Below are 17620 nucleotides of genomic sequence, written 5' to 3' on the forward strand. Positions count from 1 at the left end.
GATCCGCTGCACGGGTGAGCGGGGTCACATCCGCAGGTACGAGGCTCCGTTGAGATCGAGGATCGCCCCGGAAGCCCAGGTCGCTTCGGCCGAGGCCAGGTAGACGACGGCCGCGGCGACCTCCGCCGGCGTGCCGACCCGGCCGAACGGGCTCTGCGCGCGCAGCGTGTCGTCGATCCGGTCCGCCACCCGCTCGGTGGCGGTGAAGCCGGGCGCCACCGACGTCACGGCGATCCCGTGCGGGGCCAGCGCGACGGCGAGCGACTGGCCGAGCGCGTGCAACGCGGCCTTGCCGGCGCCGTACGCGGGGTGGTCCGGCTCGCCCTTGAACGCCCCGCGCGAGCCGACGTTGACGATCCGGCCCGGCGCCCCGCGCCCGATGAGGTGCCGGGCCACGCAGTAGCTGAGGTTCGCGGCGCCCAGGAGGTTGACGTCGACGGTGCGCCGCCAGATCCGCTGCCAGTCCGCATAGGACACGTCGGCGACGCGGTGCGCGGTGTCGGCCGACGGCGCGACGGCCGCGTTGTTGACCAGCACGTCGACCCCGCCGAGCCCGGCCTCGGCCGCGTCGGCGATGCGCCGCGCGGCCTCCGGGTCGGCGAGGTCGCCGCCGATCGGCAGGTGGCCTTCGCCCGGCAATGCGCCGAGCGTGGCTTCGGCGTCCGCGGCCCGGTGTCCATAGTGGACGGCGATCCGGTCGCCCCGCGCCGCGAAGGCTTCGGCCACGGCGCGCCCGATGCCACGGGACGCGCCGGTGACGAGCACCCCGCGGCTCATCCGAACAGCTGGACCAGCTTCAGGAACAGCTGGTAGACGCCGTACCCGAAGGGGATCACCACCCACGCCCAGGCCAGCACGATCAGCGGCACCCGGCCGGGCTTGCTCGACGGTTCGGTCATCACGCCTCACTCCTCACGGCCTCGGGAACCGGCTCGTGGTACTTCTCCTTGACCGGGCGGACCAGTTCGTTGGCCACGAACCCGACCACGAGCAGGCCGATCATGATGTAGAAGGACAGCTGGTAGAGGTCCGGGCCGGACTTGCCCGCCGCCTTTTCGCTGTCCGCGATCCGGTTGACGATCAGCGGGCCGAGCACACCGGCGACCGACCACGCGGTGAGCAGCCGGCCGTGGATCGCGCCGACCTGGTAGGTGCCGAAGAGGTCCTTCAGGTAGGCCGGGACGGTCGAGAACCCGCCGCCGTAGAAGGACAGGATCACCATCGCGCAGAGGATGAACACCACCTTCGACGAGTTCTGCGTCAGCGCGATCACCAGGTACAGCAGCGCGCCGACACCGAGGTAGGTGCGGTAGATGTTCTTGCGGCCGACGATGTCCGAAGTGGACGACCAGACGAACCGGCCGAGCATGTTGCACAGCGAGAGCAGCGCGACGAACCCGGCCGCCGCGGCCACGCCCACCGGCGTCGACGTGCCCTTGAAGAAGTCCTGGATCATCGGCGACGCCTTTTCCAGGATGCCGATGCCCGCCGTCACGTTGAAGCACAGGACGACCCACAGGCACCAGAACTGCGGCGTCTTGATGGCGTTGGCGGCGGAGACGTTCGCCGTGCTGATCATCGCCCGGCCGTGGTCGGTCTTCGGTTCCCAGCCCGCGGGTTTCCAGTCGTCGGCCGGAACCCGAATCAACAGCCAGCCCATCGACATGAACACCGCGTAGACGAGGCCGTGGATCAGGAACGCCGTCGCGATGGTGCTCGCGGTGGGGGCGGTGCCGAGCATCGAGGACGACCACGGCGAGGCGATCAGCGCGCCGCCGCCGAAGCCCATGATGGCGATGCCGGTGGCCATGCCCGGCCGGTCGGGGAACCACTTGATCAGCGTGGACACCGGCGAGATGTAGCCGATGCCGAGCCCGATGCCGCCGATCCCGCCGTAACCGGCGACGACCAGCCAGAACTGGCCGGTCGCGACGCCGAGGGCGGAGATGAGGAATCCGCTGGCGAAGCAGCACATCGACACGAACATCGCCCAGCGCGGGCCGTTCTTTTCGACGAGCGTGCCGCCGAACGCGGCGGAGAGCCCGAGCATGACGATGCCGAGCTGGAACGGCAGCGAGCTCTGGGTGCCGTTCAGGTGCATCGTCTTCTCGAGCGGGGTCTTGAAGACGCTCCACGCGTAGGCCTGCCCGATCGACAGGTGTACCGAGAGGGCCGCCGGCGGCACCAGCCAGCGCGTCCAGCCGGGGGGTGCGACGATGCGGGAACGGTCCAGGAAGCCGAGAGCCATCGGAACCCTCTCCTAGAGTGGGGGTGGTGAAGGGAATGTATTACTAAATAGCCGGTGTTGCACTATGCGAGTGTCAAACTTCCGGGCAGGGAAAGGTGTGCCGATGGGCAGGGTGACCGTGCGCAGGCCGGTGCGGCGGATCTCCGCGACCGGGGACCGGCGCCGCCCGGACGCGCTGGCCGCCGAGGAGCCGCTGGAGCTGCGCGTCGGCGGCCGGGCGCTGGCCGTCACGATGCGCACGCCGGGGCACGACGTCGAACTGGCGCACGGCTTCCTGCTGTCCGAAGGCGTGATCGGGGGCCGCGAGGACATCGCGGTCGCCCGCTACTGCGACGGCGTCGACGACCAGGGCCGCAACACCTACAACGTGCTGGACATCGCGCTGGCGGACGGCGTGCCGCCGCCGGACACCGGCGTCGAGCGCAACTTCTACACGACGTCGTCGTGCGGCGTCTGCGGCAAGGCCGCGCTCGACGCGGTCAAGCTCCGCACCCGCTTCTCCCCCGCTTCGGCCGCCTTCGCCGTGAAGAGCGAAACCCTGGCCGGCCTGCCGGACGCGCTGCGCGCCCGCCAGAAGGTGTTCGCCACCACCGGCGGCCTGCACGCGGCCGCGTTGTTCACCCCGGACGGCCAGCTCGACGTCGTCCGCGAAGACGTCGGACGGCACAACGCGGTCGACAAGGTCCTCGGCTGGGCCGTCCTCGACGGCCGGATCCCGGCACCCGGCCACGGCCTCCTGGTGTCCGGGCGCGCGTCGTTCGAGCTGGTGCAGAAGGCCGCGATGGCGGGCATCGGGCTGCTGGCCGCGGTCTCGGCGCCGTCCTCGCTGGCGGTGGAGCTGGCCGAGGAGAACGGCATGACCCTGGTCGGGTTCCTGCGCGGCGACTCGATGAACCTCTACACCGGCGACCACCGCATCCTGACCTAGGCCGTACCCCTAGGCCGTGCACCTGAGCAGTACACCTAAGCAGAGGCGACCCAGTTGCCGTGGAAGCCGTGCGGCACGCGGTCCGGGAGGTGGATCGCCGCCACCGTTTCGAGCGTTTCCGCGGCCAGGATCGTCAGGTCGCTGCGCTGCGTCGCCGGGTCGAACACGAACCCGAGCAGGACGCCGTCGTCTTCGGCCGCGTCCTCGTGGCGCGGGACGAACACGAACTCGCCCGGCTGCTTGCCCGCGCCGAACGCGCGCTCGGCCCGGGAACCCGTGTGGAAGTCGTGTTTGTACAGCGCGCCGCCCGGTTCCGCGCCGCCGTCGGCCGACATCGCGTAGCCGTAGCGGTGGCGGCGGCCGACCAGGCGCTCGTCGACGCGCGGGAACTCCTGGCCGCGGTCGTCGAGCCGCTCCTCCAGCACCTTGCCCGCGGCCAGGTCGACCGTCCAGCGGTCCAGCGTCGGGCCGCCTTCGCCCGGGCCGTGCAGTTCGGTGTCGAACATCCTCGGGTGGCGCACGACGTCGAGCACGATGCTGTCACCGTCGTCGTAGGCGTTGAGCGGGTGGAACACGTAGCACGGCTCCACCTCGAACCAGCGGACGTCACCGTTGCCGCCTTCGCGCGGCATGACGCCGATCCGCGCCGGGTACTTCGGGTTCCAGCGGTACGGCAGGCCGCCGTTCGCGCCGATCTTGCGGGCCATCATCGCGGTCACCGGGTCCGGCACGCGGACCTTGCCGACCATGGCCGAGACGACGAGCTTCGCCGGCGTCCGCAGGGCGGTCGGCACGCTGGCCGCGACCGCCATCTCGGCGTCGAACGTGACCGGCAGGTCGTAGAACACGACGTGGGTTTCGGTCAGCGAGAAGTCGTGCATCATCGGCGACCCGGTGACCTCGACGTCGACCGTGCGCCGGGCGCGTCCCTCGGTGTCGATCACCGAGTACTGGACCTTGTTCCCCATGCCGAAGAAGTACGAGACCGCGTGCAGCTCGCCGGTGCGCGGGTCGCGCTTGGGGTGGGCGGTGTAGCCGCCCGGCAGCGTGCCGTCGAAGTCGCAGCGGCCGACGGTGTCGAGCTCGTCGGTCAGCTCGTAGATCGGCGCACCCGCCTCGACCAGGGCGAGCGTCTTGCCCGCGTGGCCGATGACGTTGGTGTTGGCGCCGAGCGCGTCCAGCCCGCAGAACCGGCTCGCGTCCTCGCCGTTCAGCGCCGCGGCGACGGCGGGGTTGCGGACCCACCGGTTGCGGTACCACTCGGCCTTCCCGTCGCGCAGGCGCACGCCGTGGACCATGCCGTCGCCCATGAACCAGTGGTAGGCCGCGGGGTCGACTTCGGACAGCGGATTGGGGCCGTTGCGCAGGTACCGGCCGTCGAGGAACTCCGGGATCGCACCCGTGACGGCGAGATCGGTGATCGTGTGCTCCCGGCTGACCGGGGCGAAGTTGCCTTCGAGGAACTTGTTGCCCATGTGACCCCTCCACGGTTTCCATAACTCGGTTATAGAACCAGGTATAACAGGGTTATGGAATACTGGCAAGCATGAGCCCCAAACCGCGCGCGACCGACGTGAAGGCCCGGCTCGTCGAGGCGGCCATCCGGCTGCTCGACGAGAACGGTCCCGAGGCCCTGCAGGCCCGCAAGCTGGCCGCGGAGGTGGGTGTCTCGACGATGGCGGTGTACACCCACTTCGGGGGCATGGCCGCGCTGGTCGACGAGGTCGCGCGGGCCGGCTTCGTGCGGCTCAGCGGCCGGCTGGCCGAGGTCGGGGAGACCGGCGACCCGGTGGCGGACATCTTCAGCCTGGCCCGCTCCTACCGGCAGGCGGTCGCCGAGCAGCCGCAGCTGTTCGCCGTGACGTTCGGCCAGTCCGCGCCCGGCGGCAAGCGGGCGACCCTGTTCGACCTGACCACCGAGGAAGGCCGCGAAGGCGCTCGGGAGGGGCTCGAGGCGTTCACCTACATCGTCCGGGCGACCGAGCGGGCCATCGCGGCCGGCCGGTTCCGGCCCACCGACGAGTACCAGGCCGCCGCGCAGCTCTGGAGTGCGCTGCACGGATTCGTCACACTGGAGGCGTCGGGGCACTTCGGCCCCGGTGAACAGGGCATAGACCACATTTTGATCCCCCTCGGGATCACCATGGCGGTGGGTCTCGGGGACACTGTGGAGGAGGCCGGTCGCTCGGCCGAGGCCGCGCGGGCGGCTTGGCGGGCGAGGACCGGAAACGCCGGGCAGGGTGAGAACGAATAACCCGGTGAGCGGGGACGCGAGGGAACGCGGAGCGGGTGCGCGGCGTCCTTGAAGAGGGGCAGGGGGACGGAGAACGGGATGAACGAGCAACACGGGGACGCGGAGCCGGCCGGCGGGGTCGCCGACGCGGTCCAGGGTGCCCGGCGGTGGATCGGCCGCCGGTCGGTGCTGATCGCGGGCGCGTCCGGGCTGGCCGTGACCGGCCTCGCCGTCGGCACCGCGACCGGCAAGCTGCCGTTCACCCCGGCCCTGCAGCGGACGCTTGGCGTGACGTCGTCGAACCCGACGACCCAGCTGGGCAGCACGCGCGTCGAGCGGGTGTACTCCGCGGCGCGCGGCCGGATGGTCGACCTGGTGTTCATCCTGCCGTCGAAGACCCCGCCGAAGGGGCTGCCGATGTCGCTGATGCTGCACGGCCTGCACGGCAACGCCCGCAGCGCGGCCCCGACCGGCACGATGAAGCAGCTCGCCAGCGACGTCGCCCGCAAGGCGGTGCCGGCGTACGGCTTCGTGGCCGTCGACGGCGGCGACAACTACTGGCACCAGGTGCACCCCGGGGACGACCCGATGGCGATGCTGCTGGAGGAGGTCCCGCAGTGGCTGCGGGCCCGCGGCTTCGCCGGGCCGACCGGGCTGCCGTTCGCCTGCACGGGCGCGTCGATGGGCGGGTTCGGCGCCCTGGTGTACACGCGCCGCCGGGTCGAGCGGCGCCAGCCGCCCGCCGCCGTCGCGACGCTGGCCCCGGCGCTGATCACGTCGTGGCCGGAGATGGCCAAGCGGCACATCTTCACCGGCATCCAGGACTGGACGGCGCTGGACCCGCTGCGCCACGTCGACGAGACCAAGGGCGTCGCCAACGGCATCTGGTGCGGCACGGAGGACTCGTTCATCACCGGCGTCCGCCGCTACATCGAGGCGGCCCACCCGGCGGTCGCGCACACCGCCCACGGCAAGCACGGCGACCCGTTCAACCGCACGGTGGTGCCGAGCCTGGTGAGCTTCCTCGGCAAGCACGTCCCCCGCGCCGTCTGATTCGGGTGGGTCGCGGCTCCCTCAGCGGGCGAAGTGGATGCGGGTGGTGGTGCGGCCCGGGATCCAGTACGTGCGGACCAGGTCGGCCAGGCGGTTGACCAGCAGGAGGCCCCGGCCGCCCAGGGTGGTGGCCGTCGGGGGGATGCGGCCGGCCAGCGGCTCGGCGATCGTGCCGTCGTCGCTGACCTCGGCGACCACCGCCGCCGCTTCCGTCCACAGGCGCAGCACGCCGGCGCCGCCGCCGTAGAGGACGCTGTTCGTCGTCAGTTCGGCGATCGCCAGCGCGAAGTCGTCGCGGCGGGGGCGGCGCAGGCCGTGCCGGGCCGCCCAGATCTCCGTGAAGCCGCGCAGCGAGGCCAGCTGCGCGATGTCGAAGCCGCGCTCGACCGCTCCGGGCGGCGGCTCGAGCGGCCGGGTGAAGTCCGCGCGCACGCCGTCGGGGTCGAACCGCGGGCTGGTGAACGGCCCGGCCAGGCCCCACAGCTCGGGGTGGGTGCGCTCGGCGTCGGCCAGTACCGGCAGGGCCAGCGCCCCGACGTCGTACGGGCAGAGGACCGCCAGGTCACGCCCGGCGAAGGCGGTGTTGATGAGGGCTTCGTGCACCACGCACGCCGGGTACTCCGCGTCCGTGCGCCCGGCCCAGATCGGCTCCCCCACGATGCGCACCGGACCGTCGTGCTCGGCCGCGAAGGCGTGCAGCACCGACGGCAGGATGGCACCGGGATTGCGGCCCGCCCGCTGCATGTCGATCAGGCGGACGTCGCCGGCCCGGTCTTCCAGGGCCTTCTCGATCAGCAGCAGGTTGCGGCCGGGAACGGCCACCGCTGCGGGTTCGCCCCGGTCGAGGCCTTCGAGCAGGAACGGGATGACACCGTCGAGGTACTCGGTGTCACCGCGATAGAAGAGTGCCGGATGCCGGAACGGTCTGAGGGCATCTACCACTAGATGCGCATACCCAAGACGCCCGCACGCCAAACCCTGCGAACGTCGGGAAGTCACTCCACCCAACGGCCGACGACCGAAATCAGCCAGAAGCCGACCACGGTCGCCAAGGCGAACAGCAGCACCCAGTTGACCAGCTGACGACGCTCGGTCACGCCGCGGGTCTGCCGCAGCGCGTACGCCGCGACGACGAACAGCGGCACGGGGATCAGCGGCAACGGCGACAGCCGGGCCACGACAGCCACGACGCACGTGCCGGTGAACACGGCCAGCACGCCCATCAGCACGCGGTTCAGCCACGGGTACCGGCCGGCGACGGACGCGATCACGCGTTCGCTCAGCTCGCGGAACCCCAGGACCGGCGCGGCCGGGGCAGTTCCGGCGGGTTCCGGGGCCGGCGGCGGCGGCGCTTGGACGCCGCCGCCCGGAGCGGCCCCGGAACCCGGGAGGGAATCAGCAGTCATTCAGCTTTCCTGTCGGGTCTCCGGGCCGGCGCGGCCCGGAGACGCCCGGCTCAGGCGGACTTTTCGCCGCGCTCGCTGCGCGCGCGCCGCGTCGGCTGCCGGGCGACGATCGTCGGGTTCACGTTCTCCCGGACGGTCTGCTCGGTGATGACCACCTTCGCCACGTCGTCGCGGCTCGGGATGTCGTACATGACCGGCTGGAGCACTTCTTCCATGATGGCCCGCAGCCCGCGGGCCCCGGTCCCCCGCAGGACCGCCTGGTCGGCGATGGCCTCGAGCGCGGTCTTGGTGAACTCGAGCTCGACGTTGTCCATCTCGAAGAGCTTCTTGTACTGCTTCACCAGGGCGTTGCGGGGCTGGGTCAGGATGTTGACCAGCGAGTCCTTGTCCAGGTGGTTGACCGTCGCCACGACCGGAAGGCGGCCGATGAACTCCGGGATCAGCCCGAACTTGATCAGGTCCTCGGGCATGGTGTCGGAGAAGACGTCGCTCTCCTCGATCTCGGACTTCGTGCGGATCTCCGCGCCGAAGCCGAGGCCGCGCTTGCCGACCCGCTCGTTGATGATCTTCTCCAGCCCGGCGAACGCACCGGCCACGATGAACAGCACGTTCGTCGTGTCGATCTGGATGAACTCCTGGTGCGGGTGCTTGCGGCCGCCCTGCGGCGGCACCGAGGCGGTGGTGCCCTCGAGGATCTTCAGCAGCGCCTGCTGGACGCCCTCGCCGGAGACGTCCCGGGTGATCGACGGGTTCTCGCTCTTGCGGGCGATCTTGTCGACCTCGTCGATGTAGATGATCCCGGTCTCGGCCCGCTTGACGTCGTAGTCCGCCGCCTGGATCAGCTTGAGCAGGATGTTCTCGACGTCCTCGCCGACGTACCCGGCCTCGGTCAGCGCCGTGGCGTCCGCGATGGCGAACGGCACGTTCAGCAGCTTCGCGAGCGTCTGCGCCAGGTAGGTCTTGCCGCACCCGGTGGGGCCGAGCATCAGGATGTTCGACTTGGCGAGCTCGACCGACTCCTCCTTGGAGTCCTTCGGGCCGGCCTTGTCGTCCGCCTGGATCCGCTTGTAGTGGTTGTACACCGCCACCGCGAGCGTCCGCTTGGCGTCTTCCTGCCCGATGATGTACTGCTCGAGGAACTCGTGGATGTCGGCGGGCTTGGGCAGCTCGTCGAGCTTGACGTCGCCGGCCTCGGCCAGCTCCTCCTCGATGATCTCGTTGCAGAGGTCGATGCACTCATCGCAGATGTAGACCCCGGGGCCGGCAATGAGCTTCTTCACCTGCTTCTGGCTCTTCCCGCAGAAAGAACACTTCAGCAGGTCTCCGCCGTCACCGATCCGTGCCATGGCCGTTGACCTCGTCCCCTCCGGCGCGGGTTTCCGCGCCTGACGTGTGTTGCGACGGTGCGACCCGCGGTCACGGGGTGACCGAGCGGAGCCTCACGCATTGCCACTGACGGTACCCGTCCGATGCCGCGAGCGGGAACACCCACGAGCTGTCGGGAGCACGTCAGAGGACGACCCTAAACCAGGATGCCGGTGTGTGTCGTCTTCTCGACACACACCGGCCTGGCGGATCTACAGAGCCGACGCCTTGCGGTACGGCAGCACCTCGTCGATGATGCCGTACGCCTTGGCCTCCTCGGCCGTGAGGATCTTGTCGCGCTCGATGTCGGTCCGGATCTGGTCCGGGTCCTTGTTCGTGTGCTTGGCCAGGATGACCTCCATCTGGCGCCGCACGCGCTGGATCTCGTTCGCCTGGATCTCCAGGTCCGAGACCTGGCCGTACGTGCCCTCGGTGGCCGGCTGGTGGATCAGCACGCGTGAGTTCGGCAGCGCGTAGCGCTTGCCCGGCGTGCCGGCCGACAGCAGCACCGCGGCGGCCGAGGCGGCCTGGCCGAGGCAGTACGTCTGGATGTCCGGGCGGACGAACTGCATGGTGTCGTAGATCGCCATCAGCGAGGTGAACGAGCCACCCGGCGAGTTGATGTAGACCAGGATGTCGCGGTCCGGGTCCTCGTGCTCGAGGTGCAGCAGCTGGGCCATCACGTCGTTGGCCGACGCGTCGTCCACCTGCACGCCGAGGAAGATGACCCGCTCTTCGTACAGCTTGTTGTACGGGTTCGACTCCTTGACGCCGTAGCTGGTGCGCTCGACGTAGGACGGCAGGATGTACCGCGACTGGGGGAGGTTCGGAGCCCGGAAGTCATCACCCGGGAGCCTGAAGTTGCTCATCGAAAGTCTCCTTGGTGCTTCGGGCTCAGCGGGAGCCCGGGCGGGCGATGTCGGCGGTGAGGACGTGGTCCACGAAGCCGTAGTCCTTCGCCTCCTGCGCGGTGAACCAGCGGTCGCGGTCGCCGTCCTTGATGATCTGCTCGACCGTCTGGCCGGTCTGGTCCGCGGTGATCTGCGCCAGCTCCCGCTTCCACTTGTTGAACAGGTCCGCCTGGATCGCGATGTCCGACGCCGTGCCGCCGACCCCGGCCGAGGGCTGGTGCATCAGGATGCGCGCGTGCGGGAGCGCGTAGCGCTTGCCCGGGGTGCCCGAGGAGAGCAGGAACTGCCCCATCGAGGCCGCCATGCCCATCGCGTAGGTCGCGACGTCCGGGCGGATCAGCTGCATGGTGTCGTAGATGGCGAACCCGGCGGTGACCGACCCACCCGGCGAGTTGATGTAGAAGCGGATGTCGGACTCGGCGTCGTCCGCGTCGAGCAGCAACAGCTGCGCGGTGATCCGGTTGGCGATCTCGTCGTTGACCTCGGACCCGAGGACGACGATGCGCTCCTGGAGCAACCGCTCGAACACCGAGTCGGTGAGGGTGAGCCCTGCGGTGCCGGTCCGCGCCTCGGGCGTGTGCTGCGTCACGTCTGCCTGCCTTTTCGCCGGCGGCGGCCCCGTGCTGACGGCCGCCGCTGTCGTTTCAGATGCTTGAGATCTTGTATCCGACCCTAACGAACTCGGGCGGTGCAGAATGCCTGACACCGCCCAAGTTCGCTCACAGCTTCACTCCGCCGGAGTCTTCGCCGTCTCGTCGGTGACCTGCGTCTCCTCGGTTGCCGGCTCGTCGGTGCCGAACAGCTCCGAAAGGTCGACCTCGGCGCCGGAGCCGTCGGTGACGGTGGTCTTGCGGACCACCGAGGCGAGGGCCTTGCCGCGGCGCACGTCGGCGTAGATCGCGGTCAGCTGGCCGGACTGCTGGGCGCGCTGGACGTACTCGTCCGGGCTGATCCCGAAGCGCTGGGCCTGGTAGATGATCCGCTCGGTGAGCTCGCCGTCGTTGACCGACACCTCTTCCTTGTCGGCGATGGTGTCCAGCAGCAGCTGCGTGCGGACGGCCTTCTCCGACTCGGTGCGGGTCTCGGCGTCGAACTCCTCGAGCGTGCGGCCCTCGGCCTCGAGCGCCTGGGCGAACTGGGCCTCGTCGTGGTCGAACGGGTGGATCGCGTCGTGCTTGCGGTTCTCGATCTCGGCGTCGAGGACCTTCTCCGGGATCGGGACCTCGGTGCGCTCCAGCAGCTCGTCGAGCACCTTGTCGCGGGCCTGGACGCCCTGCTGCATCTTCTTGACGCGGCCGAGCCGCTCGCGCAGGTCGTTCTTGAGCTCTTCGATCGTGTCGAACTCGCTGGCCATCTGGGCGAACTCGTCGTCGGCCTCGGGCAGCTCGCGCGTCTTGACCGACTGGACGGTCACGGTCACCTCGGCGTCCTTGCCGGCGTGCTCCCCGGCGACGAGCTGGGTGGTGAACGTCTTGGTCTCGCCGGCGGTGGCGCCGACGATGGCCTCGTCGATGCCGTCGACGAGCTGGCCGGAGCCGATCTCGTAGGACAGCCCGGAGGTGCTCGCCTCCTCGACGGCCTCGCCGTCGACGGTGGCGGACAGGTCGATCGAGACGAAGTCGCCGTTCTCGGCCGGGCGCTCGACGCCGGTCAGCGTGCCGAAGCGGGCGCGCAGCTCGTCGAGCTGCTCGTCGACCTCCGCGTCGGTCAGCTCGACGTCGTCGACGGTGACGGCGAAGCCGTCCAGGTCGGGCAGCTCGATCTCCGGGCGCACGTCGACCTCGGCGGTGAACTCGAGCACGTCGCGGTCCTCGAGCTTGGTCACGTCGAACTCGGGGTTGCCGAGCGTGCGGACCTCGTTCTCCCGGACGGCCTCGATGTACTTCGCCGGGATGGCCTCGTTGACGACCTCGTCGAGCACCGGGCCGCGCCCGATCCGGCTTTCCAGGACGCGAGCGGGCGCCTTGCCGGGCCGGAAGCCCGGGATGCGCACCTGCTGGGCGATCTTGCGGTAGGCGCGGTCGAAGTTCGGCTTGAGCTCGTCGAACGGCACCTCGACATTGATCTTGACTCGCGTCGGGCTCAGCTGCTCGACGGTGCTCTTCAAGGTCTTCTCCTCGAGCGGTAACGAAGGTGGTGGGCAATCCTGCGGAAATGCCCCCGGTCACCTGCAGACCGGGACATCCGAGTCTAGGCCAGTGGCGTTCGTGACCGGGCCGGGGGCCACCTGCGGGGCAAGGCGCCCGGCCCCGGACCGATCCGCCGGCGCCTCCGGCCGCCCTGACGCGTCCCCGAGCCGAAGGGCCCCAGCGCGGTCAAGCCCCCAGCATCCGGCCGATCACCCACCGCATCCGACCGCTCGCCTGCGCCACCGACCCGCTCGGCTGGACGAGGTGGGACAGCAGCAGCCGGACCATCGCCTCGACCGCCACCGTCCACTCCGACGGCGTCAGCCCGACCTCCGGGTAGCACCGCGCGAACAGGGCCGCCACCGCGTCGACCGAGCGCCCGAGCACGCCTTCGGGCCGGGTGGTCAGCAGCGGGAGGAAGTCGTCGCGGCCGCCCTTGGGGCAGCCGAGGGCGAGCAGGAGCAGCGGGTTGGTCCTGGCGGCTTCGAGGGTTCCGCGGAACGCGGCGGTGACGCCGTCGACCGGGCGGCCCGGGTGGGCGGCCACGACCTCGGCCACGCGCTCGGCGAAGCGCTCGGTTTCCCGCAGCAGCAACGCCTCGGCCAGCTCGGCCTTGGACCCGAGTTCGTTGTAGACGGTCTGCCTGCTGACGCCGACGTGCGCGGCCAGCTTGCCCATCGTCACCGCGGCCCAGCCGTCCCCGGCGATGAGTTCGGCGGCCGCGTCGAGGAGCTTCTCCCGGGTGCGCGCCGACGCGGGTGGGGTGACGGCCTTCACAGGCGCAGCTTACCTGCCGCTTGCGTTCGGCTGGCCCAGACCTTTTTTCGAAGCGTGGTGCGACGTTTACAAACCCCGCCGGGTTGTCTACGGTGACTCCCGCCTCGCCAGGAGCTTCTCGACCGAGGAGACCGCTCGATGCCCGTCGTCGATACCTCGCCGCGTGGCTCCCGGACGTCCGGAACCCCGGCCGGCGCGCCCGCGCCGCGCTCGGTGCCCTCGCCCCGCATCCCGCTGCCGCGTCTTTCGGTGCCCACGCTGCTGTTGTTCGCCGGCGGTGCCGCGCTGTGGGCCACCGCGACGTGGCTGCTGCTGGCCGGGATCGCACCGCCGGTGTACACCGTGCCGCTGCACGCGATCGTCACCTTCACCATGTTCACCGTGGTGCACGAATCCGCGCACCACGCCGCAGGAAAGCTGACATGGGTCAACGAGCTGCTCGGCCGGCTGGCGATGCCGTTCGTCGCGGCGTACGCGTCGTTTCCGCTGCTCCGGTTCATCCACAGTGAACACCACCGCAACACGAATGCGGACTCGCACACCGATCCCGACGCCTGGACGTCTCAGGGAGCCTGGTGGTCGCTGCCGTTCCGCTGGCTCACCATCGACTTCTGGTACGCGCGGTTCTACACCGCCCGCGTGCGCACCCGCCCGGCGCCGGAGCGGGCGGAGACGATCGTCCTGCTGTCACTGGCGTGCGCCGCGGCCGCGACGCTGATCGCCTGCGGCCACGGCCGGGAACTGCTGCTCGGGTACCTGCTGCCGCAGCGGATCGGGCTGGCCGTGCTCGCGTGGTGGTTCGACTGGCTGCCGCACCACGGCCTGCCCGCCGCGAAGCCGCGCGACAAGTACGGCACCACACGGGTGCGGGTGGGGCTGGAGTGGCTGATGACGCCGATGATGCTGTTCCAGAACTACCACCTGGTGCACCACCTGCACCCCGCCGTGCCGTTCTACCGCTACCTGCGGGCGTGGCGGGACAACCGGGACGCCTACCTCGCCCGCGACGTCCCGATCATCACGGCCTGGGGCCGCGAGCTGACGCCGGCGGAGTACCGCGCGTGGCGGCGGCTGGCCGACGACCTCGGCGACCGCGAGCCCGGCCCGAAGCCACCGGACCTCCCGCGCCCGAGCCGGTTCCACCGCCTGCGGGTGCGGGAAGTCCGGCCGCTGACCGCGGACGCCGTCGCGATCACCTTCGACGTCCCGCCGCACCTGGCGCCGGAGTTCCGGTTCTCGCCCGGCCAGCACGTGGCGGTCCGCGCGGTGGTCGACGGCCGTCCCGTGCGGCGGACGTACTCGATCTGCGCGGCCGCGGACACCGGCGAGCTGCGGATCGCGGTGAAGCGGCGGCCCGGCGGCGCGTTCTCCGGCTTCGCGACGACGGCGCTGGCCGCGGGCGACCACCTCGAGGTCCTGCCGCCGTCCGGCGCGTTCACGCTCACACCGGATCCCGCGCGGACCGCGCACTACGTGGCGCTCGCCGCGGGCAGCGGTATCACGCCGGTGCTGTCCATCCTGGTCAGCACGCTGCGGGCGGAGCCGCACAGCCGGGCGACGCTGCTGTACGTCAACACTTCGGGTGCGACGACGTTGTTCGCGGCGGAGCTGAGCGCGCTCGCCGAGGGGTTCGGCGGACGGCTGCACGTCGTCCACTACCGCACCGACGAGCGCGATCCGGACCTGCACGCCCACCGGCCCCGGCACTTCGACACGGTCGGCGAGGCGCTCGCGATCTCGCACGTGCGCTACCAGCGCGGGCGGCTCGACGGGACGCGGCTGCGCGCGCTGCTGCAGAACCGGCTGCACCCGGCGAAGGTCGACGAGTGGTTCCTGTGCGGCCCACGCGGCCTGCTGGAGCTGGCCCGCCGGACCCTGGCCGACGCGGACGTCCCGGAGGAGAACGTCCACTTCGAACTGTTCCGCGGCGCGGCACCCCTGCGCGACCCGGCGGGCACGCCGGCGCGGGTGGCGCTGACGCTGGGCGGCACGACGACGTGCGTCACGGCCCACGCCGGGGAAACGGTCCTGGACGCGGCGTTGCGGGCCGGGTACGAGGTGCCGTACTCGTGCACGGGCGGCGCGTGCGGCACGTGCCGGGCGACGCTGCTGCAGGGCCAGGTGGACATGGACGTCCGGTACGCGCTGACGGAGGACGACGTCGCGGCGAACCGGATCCTGACGTGCCGCTCCCGCGCGACGACCGCGGAGGTCGCGGTCGACTACGACCGCCGCTGACCTCCCGGACGCAAGCGCCCCAATGTGGCCTTCGGTGCGTCAGACGCACCGAAGGCCGCCTTGGGTGCGTCAGACGCAACCAAGGCCACATTGGGGCGCTTGGGGACTGGGGTCAGCCGGTCCGGGTGGGCGCGCCGGACGGCGGGGCGCCCGGGCCTGCTTCGCCGTCGGTCACCGACGTCGCCGTCGCCGTGCTGCCGGACTCCGTCGCCACCACCGTCACCGTGTCGCCCGTGGCCAGGCCGGTCGCCTGTGCCGCCGTGATCGTGTACGTCTTCGAGAACCCGTCGTCGCTCTTCGCCGTCAGGGACGTCGCGCTGAGCTCGGTCACCTCACCCGTCTGCATGAACTTCGTGACGTAGCCACCGTTGCCGTCGAACGAGACGTACTCGCCGTGCAACGCCGCGCCAAGGCCGCCCCGCGTGCCGCCGGGGGCGCCCGGTCCGGCCTGGGTGTCGGTGGCCGCCGACGACGACGCGGCCCAGATCGCCGCTCCCCCGCCGGCCACGATCATCGCCGCGACGGCGCCCGCCGCGATCTTCTTACGCGGCGACCGAGCCCGCTCGGGCGCCGGCGTCGCGCCCCACGTCTGGTCCGGTGTGGACGATGCCTGCGGTGTCGTCATGTGTCGCTCCTCGACGTGGCTGTTCGGACGAAGTCCACGGTGGAGCCGCACGCTGTGCGCGGACTGTGCCCGCCGTCAGCCGTCGCTGTGACCGCGGGCGCACCCCCACAGCCGCTTCACAGGCAGCGCACAACCGGCACACACGGCGCGGACGGACGCTGGGTCCATGGCCGCGCGAACCGTCCCGTCACGTCCCCGCCGGGGGCGGCTTTCGCTGCGCGCGAAACTGACCGGCTCGATGGTCGTGCTGCTGACCGTGGTGTGCCTGATCGTCGGCGTGGTCAGCGAATTCGCGCTCGACCTGTTCCTCACCCGCCAGATCGACCAGCAGCTCTCGGCCGCGGCGAACCGCTCGCTGGTGTTCGCGAGCAACGCCCCGCCGCCGGACGGCGGTCCGCCGCCGGAGAACCAGGGCCAGCACCCGCTCGGGCAGAACGTCGGCACGGTGAGCGCCACCTTCTCGGGGCGGGCACTCGTCCGCGACGACAGCATTTCCGAGCACGGCGGACGGCTGGACCTGACCGCGGAGCAGCAGGCCGTCATGCTCTCGGTGCCCGCCGACGGCAAGCCGCACACGCTGTCCTTCGCCGACCTCGGCGAGTACCGCCTGATGGCGCTGCCGGTCGCCGGGACGCCCGAAGTCGTGGTCACCGGCCTGCCGCTGAAGCCGGTGACGGACACGCTGCTCACCGTCGGGCTGATCCTGTTCGGCGTCGCCGCGGCGGGCGTGCTCGGCGCGGCCTTCCTCGGCGCGTTCGCGGTCCGCCGCACGCTGCGCCCGCTCGACCGCGTCGCGGCCACCGCCGGGCGCGTCACCGAGCTGCCGCTCGACCGCGGCCAGGTGGCGCTGTCCATCCGCGTCCCGGCGGGCGACACCGATCCGCGCACGGAGGTCGGCCAGGTCGGCTCGGCCCTGAACCTGATGCTGGGTCACGTCGCCCAGGCCCTCGAAGCGCGCCACGAGAGCGAGATCCGGGCCCGGCAGTTCGTCGCGGACGCCAGCCACGAGCTGCGCACGCCGCTGGCGGCGATCCGCGGGTACGCCGAGCTGGCCGCCCGCGGCAGCGCGCTGGTGCCGCCGGACGTCGCCCACTCGATGGGCCGGATCCAGTCCGAGGCCGTCCGGATGTCGGCGCTGGTCGAGGACCTGCTGCTGCTCGCCCGCCTCGACGCGGGGCGGCCGCTGGACGTGCGGGACGTCGACCTCACGCGCCTGGTCGCCGACGCCGTCGGGGACGCGCAGGTCGCCGGACGGCAGCACCGGTGGCTGCTGGAGCTGCCGCCGGACCCGGTGCTCGTGTTCGGCGACGTCCAGCGGCTGCACCAGGTGCTGGCCAACCTGCTGGCGAACGCCCGCACGCACACCCCGCCGGGTACCACGGTCGTGACGGCGCTGACCCGGGCGAAGGACACCCGCAGCGCCGTGCTCACGGTGACCGACGACGGCCCGGGCATCGCGCCGGACCTGCTGCCGGACGTCTTCGAGCGGTTCGCCCGCGGCGACTCGTCACGGTCGCGGAACGCCGGCAGCACCGGGCTGGGGATGGCGATCGCGGCCGCCGTCGTGGTGGCTCACCACGGCACGATCGAGGTGCACAGCAGGCCCGGCCGGACGGAGTTCGCCGTGCGCCTGCCGGTGGCCGTGCCCGCACAGCGGGTGCACAGCATCGGCACAACCCGGCCCCAGCTGGGCACCGGAAGCTGAGC

17 protein-coding genes are annotated in these 17620 nt (G+C 71.3%); 5 read left to right on the forward strand and 12 right to left on the reverse strand.

Annotated features, from left to right (window positions below; genetic code table 11):
* Positions 1–24: 24 nt before the first annotated feature.
* From ACLJOU_RS21875 to ACLJOU_RS21885, 3 genes are read right to left on the reverse strand one after another with little or no spacing between them, the layout of a single operon-like run.
* On the reverse strand, positions 25–777 hold the full coding sequence (locus ACLJOU_RS21875; protein ID WP_410569511.1) for an SDR family NAD(P)-dependent oxidoreductase: 753 nt from the start codon (positions 775–777) through the stop codon (positions 25–27).
* A complete protein-coding gene (locus ACLJOU_RS21880; RefSeq protein WP_410569512.1) occupies positions 774–899 on the reverse strand; it encodes a hypothetical protein in 126 nt (41 codons plus the stop codon). Before ACLJOU_RS21880 ends, ACLJOU_RS21875 begins: the two co-directional genes overlap by 4 nt.
* Positions 899–2248 (reverse strand): OFA family MFS transporter, encoded by a 1350-nt coding sequence (locus ACLJOU_RS21885; protein ID WP_410569513.1) that lies wholly within the window; start codon positions 2246–2248, stop codon positions 899–901. The genes ACLJOU_RS21880 and ACLJOU_RS21885 overlap by 1 nt, the downstream gene beginning before the upstream one ends.
* Positions 2249–2351: 103 nt before the next feature.
* On the opposite strand from ACLJOU_RS21885, the gene fdhD reads away from it, so the two are divergent.
* Complete coding sequence (gene fdhD, locus ACLJOU_RS21890) at positions 2352–3176, forward strand: formate dehydrogenase accessory sulfurtransferase FdhD (protein WP_410569514.1); 825 nt, start codon at positions 2352–2354, stop codon at positions 3174–3176.
* Positions 3177–3211: 35 nt separating this feature from the next.
* Here fdhD and ACLJOU_RS21895 read toward each other — a convergent pair whose 3' ends face one another.
* Positions 3212–4651: a carotenoid oxygenase family protein gene (locus ACLJOU_RS21895; protein ID WP_410569515.1), complete on the reverse strand. Its 1440-nt coding sequence runs from the start codon at positions 4649–4651 to the stop codon at positions 3212–3214.
* Between the two features lie 71 nt (positions 4652–4722).
* On the opposite strand from ACLJOU_RS21895, the gene ACLJOU_RS21900 reads away from it, so the two are divergent.
* Together ACLJOU_RS21900 and ACLJOU_RS21905 are read left to right on the forward strand one after the other, a co-directional pair.
* On the forward strand, positions 4723–5430 hold the full coding sequence (locus ACLJOU_RS21900) for a TetR/AcrR family transcriptional regulator (protein ID WP_410569516.1): 708 nt from the start codon (positions 4723–4725) through the stop codon (positions 5428–5430).
* Positions 5431–5508: 78 nt separating this feature from the next.
* Positions 5509–6462 carry an alpha/beta hydrolase gene (locus ACLJOU_RS21905; protein ID WP_410569517.1) on the forward strand — a complete coding sequence of 318 codons (954 nt, stop codon included), beginning with the start codon at positions 5509–5511 and terminating at the stop codon, positions 6460–6462.
* A 21-nt stretch (positions 6463–6483) separates the two neighbouring features.
* Here ACLJOU_RS21905 and ACLJOU_RS21910 read toward each other — a convergent pair whose 3' ends face one another.
* The 7 genes from ACLJOU_RS21910 to ACLJOU_RS21940 form a co-directional block, all read right to left on the reverse strand.
* Positions 6484–7404 (reverse strand): anti-sigma factor RsbA family regulatory protein, encoded by a 921-nt coding sequence (locus ACLJOU_RS21910; protein WP_410569518.1) that lies wholly within the window; start codon positions 7402–7404, stop codon positions 6484–6486.
* Positions 7405–7457: 53 nt separating this feature from the next.
* Positions 7458–7868 carry a hypothetical protein gene (locus ACLJOU_RS21915; RefSeq protein ID WP_410569519.1) on the reverse strand — a complete coding sequence of 137 codons (411 nt, stop codon included), beginning with the start codon at positions 7866–7868 and terminating at the stop codon, positions 7458–7460.
* Between the two features lie 50 nt (positions 7869–7918).
* Positions 7919–9214, reverse strand: a complete 1296-nt coding sequence (gene clpX, locus ACLJOU_RS21920) for an ATP-dependent Clp protease ATP-binding subunit ClpX (protein WP_004562779.1) — start codon at positions 9212–9214, stop codon at positions 7919–7921.
* A 231-nt stretch (positions 9215–9445) separates the two neighbouring features.
* The gene (locus ACLJOU_RS21925; RefSeq protein ID WP_043777576.1) at positions 9446–10102 is read right to left on the reverse strand and encodes an ATP-dependent Clp protease proteolytic subunit; all 657 of its coding nucleotides are present in this window, start codon (positions 10100–10102) and stop codon (positions 9446–9448) included.
* A 25-nt stretch (positions 10103–10127) separates the two neighbouring features.
* Positions 10128–10733 carry a ClpP family protease gene (locus tag ACLJOU_RS21930; RefSeq protein ID WP_013228512.1) on the reverse strand — a complete coding sequence of 202 codons (606 nt, stop codon included), beginning with the start codon at positions 10731–10733 and terminating at the stop codon, positions 10128–10130.
* A 138-nt stretch (positions 10734–10871) separates the two neighbouring features.
* Complete coding sequence (tig, locus tag ACLJOU_RS21935; RefSeq protein WP_410569520.1) at positions 10872–12251, reverse strand: trigger factor; 1380 nt, start codon at positions 12249–12251, stop codon at positions 10872–10874.
* Between the two features lie 208 nt (positions 12252–12459).
* On the reverse strand, positions 12460–13050 hold the full coding sequence (locus ACLJOU_RS21940) for a TetR/AcrR family transcriptional regulator (RefSeq protein WP_410569521.1): 591 nt from the start codon (positions 13048–13050) through the stop codon (positions 12460–12462).
* 138 nt (positions 13051–13188) lie between these two features.
* Between ACLJOU_RS21940 and ACLJOU_RS21945 the strand changes: the two genes are divergently transcribed.
* Positions 13189–15288, forward strand: a complete 2100-nt coding sequence (locus ACLJOU_RS21945) for a fatty acid desaturase (RefSeq protein ID WP_410569522.1) — start codon at positions 13189–13191, stop codon at positions 15286–15288.
* Positions 15289–15400: 112 nt separating this feature from the next.
* Here the strand turns inward: ACLJOU_RS21945 and ACLJOU_RS21950 are convergent, their stop codons facing one another.
* Positions 15401–15913 carry a hypothetical protein gene (locus ACLJOU_RS21950; RefSeq protein WP_410569523.1) on the reverse strand — a complete coding sequence of 171 codons (513 nt, stop codon included), beginning with the start codon at positions 15911–15913 and terminating at the stop codon, positions 15401–15403.
* Positions 15914–16079: 166 nt separating this feature from the next.
* On the opposite strand from ACLJOU_RS21950, the gene ACLJOU_RS21955 reads away from it, so the two are divergent.
* Entirely contained in the window at positions 16080–17618 is a 1539-nt protein-coding gene (locus ACLJOU_RS21955) for a sensor histidine kinase (RefSeq protein WP_410569524.1), read from the forward strand.
* Positions 17619–17620: the final 2 nt, after the last annotated feature.

Source organism: Amycolatopsis sp. cmx-4-61, from assembly GCF_046548775.1.
Classification (GTDB): Bacteria; Actinomycetota; Actinomycetes; order Mycobacteriales; family Pseudonocardiaceae; genus Amycolatopsis.